The 9,246-nt window shown below is 47.4% G+C and carries 10 protein-coding genes and 1 tRNA gene; 9 read left to right on the top strand and 2 right to left on the bottom strand.

The annotated features are described in order from the left end of the window. A partial coding sequence (locus A3751_RS01360) for an AI-2E family transporter (RefSeq protein ID WP_156492164.1) occupies positions 1 to 371 on the top strand: 371 nt, incomplete at its 5' end. A gap of 75 nt (positions 372 to 446) precedes the next feature. Here A3751_RS01360 and bcp read toward each other — a convergent pair. Together bcp and A3751_RS01350 are read right to left on the bottom strand one after the other, a co-directional pair. Further along, complete coding sequence (bcp, locus tag A3751_RS01355; protein ID WP_068451334.1) at positions 447 to 920, bottom strand: thioredoxin-dependent thiol peroxidase; 474 nt, start codon at positions 918 to 920, stop codon at positions 447 to 449. 40 nt (positions 921 to 960) lie between these two features. Beyond that, positions 961 to 1,500, bottom strand: coding sequence for a glycine cleavage system protein R (locus A3751_RS01350; protein WP_068451328.1), 540 nt, complete (start codon positions 1,498 to 1,500; stop codon positions 961 to 963). Between the two features lie 179 nt (positions 1,501 to 1,679). Between A3751_RS01350 and dapA the strand changes: the two genes are divergently transcribed. The 8 genes from dapA to A3751_RS01310 form a co-directional block, all read left to right on the top strand. Then, on the top strand, positions 1,680 to 2,555 hold the full coding sequence (gene dapA, locus A3751_RS01345) for a 4-hydroxy-tetrahydrodipicolinate synthase (RefSeq protein WP_068451322.1): 876 nt from the start codon (positions 1,680 to 1,682) through the stop codon (positions 2,553 to 2,555). 54 nt (positions 2,556 to 2,609) lie between these two features. Next, the gene (gene bamC, locus A3751_RS01340; protein WP_068451320.1) at positions 2,610 to 3,656 is read left to right on the top strand and encodes an outer membrane protein assembly factor BamC; all 1,047 of its coding nucleotides are present in this window, start codon (positions 2,610 to 2,612) and stop codon (positions 3,654 to 3,656) included. A 33-nt stretch (positions 3,657 to 3,689) separates the two neighbouring features. Continuing rightward, a complete protein-coding gene (gene purC, locus A3751_RS01335; RefSeq protein ID WP_068451331.1) occupies positions 3,690 to 4,400 on the top strand; it encodes a phosphoribosylaminoimidazolesuccinocarboxamide synthase in 711 nt (236 codons plus the stop codon). Between the two features lie 53 nt (positions 4,401 to 4,453). Beyond that, positions 4,454 to 5,224, top strand: coding sequence for a TIGR04219 family outer membrane beta-barrel protein (locus A3751_RS01330; RefSeq protein WP_068451317.1), 771 nt, complete (start codon positions 4,454 to 4,456; stop codon positions 5,222 to 5,224). A 28-nt stretch (positions 5,225 to 5,252) separates the two neighbouring features. Beyond that, entirely contained in the window at positions 5,253 to 6,260 is a 1,008-nt protein-coding gene (locus A3751_RS01325; protein WP_068451313.1) for an NAD-dependent epimerase, read from the top strand. Between the two features lie 129 nt (positions 6,261 to 6,389). Continuing rightward, positions 6,390 to 7,418, top strand: coding sequence for a DUF2860 family protein (locus A3751_RS01320; RefSeq protein WP_068451310.1), 1,029 nt, complete (start codon positions 6,390 to 6,392; stop codon positions 7,416 to 7,418). 176 nt (positions 7,419 to 7,594) lie between these two features. Then, positions 7,595 to 7,671 (top strand) — tRNA-Val (locus A3751_RS01315). A 306-nt stretch (positions 7,672 to 7,977) separates the two neighbouring features. Then, positions 7,978 to 9,246: alkaline phosphatase family protein (locus A3751_RS01310; protein WP_068451304.1), on the top strand; the 1,269-nt coding region annotated here is incomplete at its 3' end.

Raw genomic sequence — 9,246 nt, 5'->3', positions numbered from 1 at the left:
TAAACTACGCTGCGCTGCTCTCAATTCTGGTCGGTTTGTCGGTCGTTATTCCTTACATTGGGGCGGTAGTGGTTACGATCCCTGTGGTGATTATTGCCTTGTTTCAGTTTGGGCTTACTAATGAGTTTTACTACGTGCTTGGAATTTATATGTTAATACAAGCTTTGGATGGAAACGTGTTGGTGCCGCTTCTGTTTTCGGAGGTGGTTAATCTCCATCCAATCCTAATTATTGTTGCGGTGCTGTTTTTTGGCGGAGTGTGGGGTTTTTGGGGAGTGTTTTTTGCCATTCCGCTCGCTACTCTCATCAAGGCAGTGATTACCGCATGGCCTAGAGTGGATAGGCATGCTTTGGCTATAGAAAATAGATAGACCACCGCGACTGATAATTGGAGAGTGAAGCTGTCTAGAGGCTAGTCGCTTCACTCTTGTGGCGTTGATGAGGAGCTAGAGTAGTTGATCCAGTTCTGCGAGCAGATCGTCATGATGCGATTTTGTCTTGAACTTGTTCATGACTTTCAATAACTGCCCCTGTTTGTCGATAATGAAAGTAGTTCTGATAAGCCCCATGAACTCTTTACCCATGAATTTTTTCAACCCCCAGCATCCATACGTTTCTGCAACGGCATGATCCTCGTCGGAGAGTAAACTGAAATTCAGATCATGTTTATCAATAAATTTTGGTAGGCGAGCAATCGGGTCTGGGCTAATTCCAAATGCAACAACATCGCGCTTGTCTAATTCTGCTTTAATATCGCGCACCCCGCAGGCTTGGGTAGTGCAACCTGGCGTCATTGCTTTAGGGTAGAAAAAGAGGACAACCGCTTTCTTTCCGTTGAAATCGTTTAAATTGATGGTGTTGCCGTCTTGGTCGGGCAGAGAAAAGTGAGGTGCTGGCGCGCCGGTTTTAGGATGTGTCAATGTGATCTCCTTTTGATGATTAGCAAAAAGTACGTGCTGCTTAGCGCTGCGGTTCAATCACGGCGTCAAGATTTCGGTCATCACAAAAGTCCATGAACTCATCGCGTAAGCTCGCTATGTGCGTGTCGGCTGGAACCTGAATCAGCATGTTCAGATTAAACATCTGCGTTCCGGTATGTGGGGCTGAGTATGTTCCGGTTACAAGATCGTCGATATTGATGTGCTGCGATGAGAAAAACTGAGCAATCTCATGGACAATACCGGGATTGTCGAGGGCGACCACGTTAACCGTATACGAAAACGCTTCACTCGTTTGGCGCTTGCCCGTTCGTTTCGCAGTGGTTGTTAGCCCTAATTGCTTGGAAAGCTCGGGTAGCGCGTCTTCAAGCTTTGCGATGCTGTCCCAGCTACCTGAGATCATCATGATAATCGCGAATTCGCCTCCGAGTACGGTCATTCTGCTATCCACGATATTGCAGTCGCTTTCAGCACATGATTTTGCCAGTTGATTTACGATCCCAGGCTGGTCCGATCCGATACTTGAAATTACAAGATTGCTGTCTTCGATTGGTGTTGTCATTGTTTTATCGCCACTCGTTACACAATAGATATAGACAGTATAGAGATAGAGCCGATCTTGGCTAGTCTCTGGGGGTGTTTTCGCTTGTTTAATGAGAGCTTGAGCATTAACATACGCGCTGAGTTTTGTAAGGTATATTTTCCTTGCTGATAGCCCGTTCGTTTATTCCGGAGACAAGTATGATTACAGGCAGTATCGTTGCGTTAGCAACCCCAATGCACGGCGATGGCTCGCTCGATTGGGACCGCCTCGACAAATTTGTCGATTTTCAGATTAAGAACGGGACAGACTCTATTGTTGCTGTTGGTACGACTGGGGAATCAGCAACACTAAGCCCAGCAGAACACTGTAAGGTCATTGAGCGCATTGTAGATCGTGCATCCGGTCGAATCCCCATTATTGCCGGTACGGGAGCTAATTCGACTGCTGAGGCGATCGAGCTTAGCCGAGCTGCAAAACGCGTTGGCGCAGACGCCTGCCTTTCAGTTACGCCGTACTACAACAAGCCCACTCAGGAAGGCTTGTATCAACATTTTAAAGCGATTGCCGAGGCGGTTGATATCCCTCAGATTCTTTATAACGTACCTGGGCGTACCGCCGTTGATATGCACAACGAGACTGTCGTGCGTCTCGCCTCTGTAGCGAACATTGTAGGCATCAAAGATGCAACTGGTGACGTGCAGCGTGGCATTGCGCTCCTGAAAGATCTACCAACTAACTTTGCTGTTTACTCAGGTGATGACCCAACTGCTTTCGAGTTAATTCTTGCGGGTGGAAAGGGGAATATCTCGGTTACAGCGAACGTCGCGCCTCGCAAGATGCATGATTTGTGTGAGCTGGCGCTTGCCGGCGAAGCCTCGAAGGCAAAAGCCCTAAACGATGTGTTGATGCCGCTTCACGGGGCGATGTTCGTAGAGTCAAATCCTATTCCCGTCAAATATGCAATGTACCTTTTGGGGCTTGCTGAGAAAGGCATTCGGTTGCCCCTGACAGTACTTGACGAGAAATTCCATGCTCAGTTAGCGAAAGAGCTTGAAGCTGCCGGGTTAGCTTAACCCTCAAATATGGTGTTCATGAAACTATACAGGTGTTTTAGATGCGCACGTAGCGTGGTTGTTGTCGCACTGTGCACTGTGGTTTTAGCCTCTTGTGCATTGATAGGCGATCGATCAAACGAATATAAACAGGCCGAGGAGGGGCGCTCTTTGGTTCTTCCCGAAAGCCTTGCTGAAACAAAATTAAGAGAACGATACCCAATACCAGCTATCGATTCTTCGAGCGTGCCAGACGAAAAGTTTGAGTTGCCGCTTCCGCCTGACGCGACATCATCTTTAAGTGAAGATCCATACGAAGTGAAGACATTTGATGGCGATGCATGGTTGGAATTATCCATGCCGCCGAGTAAGGCTTGGCCGCTGATTGACTCGTTTTGGCTAGAGTATGGCTTGCTTACGCATACGGAGCGTGTTTCCGACGGCTACTTTGGAACAGAAGAGCTTGAGGAAGGTGTTTCGCACGAACGTTTGATCAGCGATTTAGAAAGCACGAGTCATGCGCCGGTTATTATTGATGGCGTCTCGTTTCAAGCAAAGTTAACACAAGGGATTCGTCGTAATACTTCTGAATTGCAGGTTAGGGCGTTTATGCCGAATGTTCCGTCGGAGGATCGAAAAGCTTGGAGTAAGAAAGCGGTGACTCCCAAAATCGAGAGGGCATTGCTCGAGTTGATTGGTGAGACGGTCACTGGAGAGGGCTCGGGTTCTCGGTATTCTCTTAACGCAGTGAATATTGGCGATCAGTCGCGAGTGCGGCTGCTAGAGGATGAGGCTGGTTACCCATTCTTGGAAATACAATTGAGTTTTAAGCGCGCTTGGTCTGAGGTTCAAGATGCACTTGAAGCAAGCCCTGTGGTTGTATCTGGGCGCGACGAGAAGGGCGGGGTAGCTTATATCAGTTATCTTGATGAGGAAGAAATCGATAGCTGGTATACCTTAGAGTCCTCTCTTGAAGAGCAAAAGGCGGAGCGCAACATTGAGCTACGATTCTATCCGGAGGGGCCGGGGGTCATTCGAGTTAGGGCTAAAATGCTCAACGAAGAGCTGGAGCCCGAAAGCGCTCGAACGCTAATTGAAATCGTATTTGAATACATATCATGATCAACGATCTGCGGCATGGAGTTAGAGAAAACGATGCATAAGCAAGAATTACTATATGCAGGAAAGGCAAAATCAATTTACCGTACTGAGGACCCTCAGTTTATGGTGATGGAATTTCGTGATGACACCTCCGCATTTGATGGTGAGAAAATGGAGCAGCTTGAGCGCAAAGGGATGGTGAACAACAAGTTCAATGCCTTCGTGATGGAGAAGCTCGCCGCGGCCGGGATTGAAACGCATTTTGAGCGCTTGCTCTCGGATAACGAAAGCTTAGTGAAGAACCTAGAAATGCTGCCCGTTGAATGCGTCGTGAGAAACCGAGCCGCTGGCAGCTTGGTTCGGAGGCTTGGTGTGGAAGAGGGTGCTGAGCTCAGCCCGCCTACGTTTGAACTATTCCTTAAGGATGATGCGTTGCACGACCCTATGGTCAATACGTCGCTTTGTGTCACATTTGGTTGGGCAACGGAAGCGCAGTTATCCGAAATGAAGCGTCTTACTCTTGAAGTGAATAACGTGCTTTCGTCCATGTTTAACGAGGGCGGGATGATCTTAGTTGATTACAAGTTGGAGTTTGGCGTTGTTGACGGACGAATTGTCCTAGGAGACGAATTTAGTCCCGATGGTTGTCGTATTTGGGACGCTGAGACCTTGAACAAGATGGATAAAGACAGATTCCGTCAAGGCCTTGGTAGTGTTATCGAAACTTATGAAGAAGTTGGCAAAAGAATAGGTATCGAATTCTAGAATCCTGTCTAGACTTAGGGTTGTTTAATTGGTTTTAGCTCTAAGGAATTGTCATGCAAAAAAGTACAGCTCGTTCATTGATCTCAAAACTAGCGGCTGCGCCTCTTCTTGCCGTCGCTGCTCTGCCATTTTCTGCAACTGCAGACGTTCTTGGTGGCGAAGTTACGGTGTCATATTGGGATGCGGCTTACAGCGGAGATGTTACAGATCGTTCAAGTCAGGATACCATTGATCTTGAGGACGACCTGAAACTGGATGGCGGAGGCTTTGTCGAGTTTACCGCGGCTCTTGAACACGCAATTCCGATTATTCCTAATGTTAAAGTTCGCCATATCGATTTAGATGAAACAGCAGACGGTTCGATCTCTGCCACTTTTGATGGCATTGCGTTTTCTGGCGATGTGACGACTAACCTTGATTTATCTCACAGCTCTGCAGTTCTCTATTACGAGGTTCTTGATACGTTTGTTTCTCTAGATCTGGGTCTTGAGGCGCGTATCTTTGACGGCCAGTTGCGCATTGAAGATAAAAGCGGTTCGAACGGCGTTAGTGAAACCAAGATTGATGATACGCTGCCACTTGCTTACGTAGCGGCTTCAGTGGATCTTCCTCTAACCGGCCTGTCTGTAGGCGCTGAGGTTTCTGGGGTAAGCTATTCTGGCGATAAGGTGATGGATGCAAAAGCTGCAGTGCGATATAACATCGGCTTGTTTTTGATCGAGGGCGGCTATCGTTCGATGAGCATCACGGTGGATGATGTGAGTGGTATTGACGTCGACGCAGATCTAAGTGGCGCATACTTAACTACGGGTATTGATTTTTAATTTACTTTTCTGAAATAAGGGCTTGGGTGTGAAAGTATTAATAACAGGGACGGCGGGTTTTATTGGTAATGCACTTGCGATCCGGCTTTTGGCTCGCGGTGATGAGGTAATCGGCCTTGATAATGTCAATGATTATTACGACCCAAGCCTGAAAGAAGCGCGTCTTGACCGTATAAAGGATCATCCAAAGTTTACTGAGGAGCGCATCTCACTCGAAGATCGTCCGGAAGTGGAGCGGGTGTTTGCACAGCATAAGCCTCAGCGGGTCGTTAATCTCGCTGCACAGGCAGGGGTTCGATATTCCTTAGAAAACCCACAAGCTTATATCGATGCGAATATTGTCGGCTTCACCAATATCCTTGAAGGCTGTCGCCATCATAAGGTGGAACATCTCGTTTATGCATCAAGCAGCTCTGTATATGGGGCCAATGAGAGCATGCCTTTTTCTGTGCATGACAACGTAGATCACCCAGTAAGTCTTTATGCCGCGTCCAAAAAATCGAATGAGTTGATGGCTCATACATACAGCCATCTATTTGGTTTGCCGACAACGGGCTTGCGATTCTTTACGGTTTATGGACCGTGGGGGCGCCCAGACATGGCCCTGTTCATGTTCACTAAAAACATCATTGAGGGCAAGCCGATTGATGTTTTCAACTATGGTAAACACCAACGTGATTTTACCTATATCGACGATATTGTTGAGGGCGTTATTCGTACCTTAGACCATACGGCTGAGTCTAACCCAGATTGGTCTGGGACAAACCCAGACTCGGCAACAAGCAAGGCGCCATACCGTATCTACAACATCGGAAGTAACAACCCATGTGAATTGCTTCGCTACATTGAATTGATCGAAGAAAATGTAGGTAAGAAAGCGGAGAAAAACCTCTTGCCAATGCAACCTGGGGATGTCCTAGCCACCTATGCGGACGTCGATGCATTGATCAACGATGTAGATTATAAGCCTTCCACGCCTTTAGAGCAGGGCGTTGCAAATTTTGTAGCGTGGTATCGAGACTTTTATAAAGTATGAGCCTTATCTTCAATACTCTGTAAGGGTACTAGCCTCTCTCAAGGTTACTGGCGTTGTGTCTTGTCGTTGGTCTTGATTATGTTTGGTTTAAGTTTTAATTGTGATAGTAATTATGCTTGGAGCTAGTCTATGAATCGCACTTGTTTAGTCACTACTGCTCTCGCCTGTGGGCTAACGTTTGAACTAGCGTCGGCAGCCCCTATTGCACCGATCCCGGCCGAGTCGGGTGTTTCCGGATCGATTGTCGGTGGTGTTTCTCAATCAACGTATACGAGTAATCTTGTTGCTGGTCCCGGTGGCGATTCTTCTAGGAAGACCACGAGTAGCTTGTATGAGTCTGCAACTTCTGAGAGTTCAGCTGGGCCATTGTTTACGGGAGAGCTGAACTATACATTCGGTGAATCTCGCACCCAAATATATTTTGGTACGGAGCTTGAGGATTTGGTCCGCTATGATTTGTCGTTTCAGCTGGGTGCTAGAAAAGCACTATCGAATGGAGGCATCGTTTACGGATCTTTCTTGTTTTCCGGAGTGCCAACTGAGGTGTATACAGATCCGTATGTTGTGAATACGCCAAGAGCCCAAACGGATAGAAAATCATCTGGTGCACGAATTGGGCTGCAGAATGCTTTTGGTTCTGGTTTCGGGGCGCAACTAAGTGTTAGGGATGTTTCGTTGGGAGAAGAGCTCTCCGGGACGCAGTTGGTGATCGACAATGTGATCAGTGCGGAAGAGCAGAAACTGCTGAATCGAGAAGGCAGTCATATGGACATCTCATTGAGCTATACGTTTCGTTTGGGTGAGTCGCATTTGATTGTGCCAGAGATTAAAGTTGATAAAGTTGATCTCGATGGTGGTGCCCGTGCTCGTGATCAGACTGGTGCGACCCTCGCGTATTTTTACAATAGTGCGAAGTGGTCTCTCGTAACGACAGCCTTTTTCTCTCAATCTGATATGGATGAGACAAACCCTATCTACGATACGAAAGAGAGTGTCGACAATCTTGGGGCGAGTGTTGTGTTGACTTATAACCAGCTTTTCAATGCTGAGGATTTATCGTTGTTTGTGTCTGCAGCAGCGGGTGAGGCGAACTCGAACATCGATTTCTATGATCAGGATCTTGTGAGTTCTTCGCTTGGCGTGATTTATCAATTTTGAACGTATCGCGCATGATTAGTTGCATGGGTATGACTGCAGGACACGGACTAGACCGTTTCTTATCCAGAACAGTCATTGTGTAGATAGAAAACGATGATGAATTGGTTTTTCTACTTGCGCCGTATTAGAGCCTTTGTTACATTACGCGCCGTTCTCGCGACGAGAAAACGAATTACAGGACTATAGCTCAGTTGGTTAGAGCACCACCTTGACATGGTGGGGGTCGGCAGTTCGAATCTGCCTAGTCCTACCAATTAAAAACCCGCACTTGTTGCGGGTTTTTTATTGGAAAAATTAAGATGAGAACTGCCGAAGGCGAGTTCGAGCCGAGCAGCACCGCTGCGAGACAACGTCGTTACAGAGTGACGACGGCCCGTAGGGAAGCGAAGCGCATAATCTACCGAATTTTATTCTTCACAAGGAGTCAAAATAGAGCGGAGGTTGATCGTATGATTTCCCGACTGTCATAATGGTTCTTTGTCTTGTTTGTTAATCTCTGTTGGTCTATCTTTAGTGGCAATAAAAACTACTCCACTCCACAAATCTTTAGGGAAGATTTATGTCTTTATACCGACTTTCGAAGGATCGTTTTTTGGCCGCTCTCATCGCTGCATTATTCTTAAGCTCGATCGCTTCAGCATCTGAATCCCCCAAACTCATCGTTCAAATAACCATCGACCAGCTTCGAGCGGATTTGCCTAGTCGGTATTATGATCGGTTTGGCGACAAGGGCTTTAAGTTCTTTTGGGAGAACGGCACGGTTTATTTGGATGCGCATCACGCTCACGCGAATACCGAGACGATTGTAGGCCACACCACTTTGTCTACTGGGGCGCAGCCTGCTATTCATGGCATGATCGGTAATATTTGGCTCGACAGGAAGACGGGCAAGACGAATTACAACATCGAAGACCCAGACTTTGCGTTGCTAAGTTCTGGGGCGGATGTAAACGACGATACCGAGATAGACCCCACTCAAAAAGCCGCAAACTCTGAGGGCCGATCTCCTCGGGCAATTTTGTCCTCTACTTTTGCTGACGAATTGATCGCGGCAACGAATGGCGTGGCAAAAGTGTACGGCGTTTCTATTAAAGATCGTGGTGCCGTCGCGATGGCTGGGCATGGGGGAAAGGCGTTCTGGTTTTCAAAAGCAATTGGGCAATTTGTAACCAGTAACTACTACTTCGACGCCTATCCAGATTGGGTCAGCGAATGGAATGCGAAAGGGCTGCCTAATCAGTATGCGAATACGGAATGGACGCTCCTTAACGAACAAACTAGCTACCTTTACGGCGATTCGGATGATCGCGAGTGGGAAACAAACCTCCCGGGCTTCGGTCAAACGTTCCCGCATGCATACGGTGATGCCTCAGGAAAGTACTTCACTACCTTCCTAACAACTAGCCCTGCAGGAGATGAGTTAACGCTCGACTTTGCAAAAACGCTGATCAAGGAAGAATCGTTGGGTAAAGACGACGTAACCGATTATCTGGCGATTAGCTTTTCGTCGACAGATTATGTGGGGCATTTATTTGGGCCATCGAGCCTTGAGGCTGAGGATAACATTTTGCGGCTAGATCGTGTGCTCTCGGATTTGGTTGCGAGCATCGATGAGTCTGTCGGGCTTAAAAATGTCGTTTTTGTACTTAGCGCGGATCATGGCGGCCCGGATACGCCAGGGTATCTTCAATCCAAAGGCATTCCTTCAGCGTATATTGATCCGTCGGCGTGGGAAAAAGACGCTGCGATTGCGCGTATCAAGGCCAAATTCAAGATTAAAGGTAAGTTGATTGAGCAGTACAGCCATCCCTACGTATATTTATCTGAT

It is taken from the genome of Oleiphilus sp. HI0080 (assembly GCF_001635135.1).
Note: the sequence above shows the minus strand (reverse complement) of the source record. Positions and strands in the feature narration are given on the sequence as shown.

Bases quoted from the DNA above. Each gene is read 5' to 3' on its own strand.
- A3751_RS01350 (WP_068451328.1), bottom strand. From the start codon at position 1,500: ATGACAACACCAATCGAAGACAGCAATCTTGTAATTTCAAGTATCGGA.
- dapA (WP_068451322.1), top strand. From the start codon at position 1,680: ATGATTACAGGCAGTATCGTTGCGTTAGCAACCCCAATGCACGGCGAT.
- purC (WP_068451331.1), top strand. From the start codon at position 3,690: ATGCATAAGCAAGAATTACTATATGCAGGAAAGGCAAAATCAATTTAC.
- A3751_RS01330 (WP_068451317.1), top strand. From the start codon at position 4,454: ATGCAAAAAAGTACAGCTCGTTCATTGATCTCAAAACTAGCGGCTGCG.
- A3751_RS01320 (WP_068451310.1), top strand. From the start codon at position 6,390: ATGAATCGCACTTGTTTAGTCACTACTGCTCTCGCCTGTGGGCTAACG.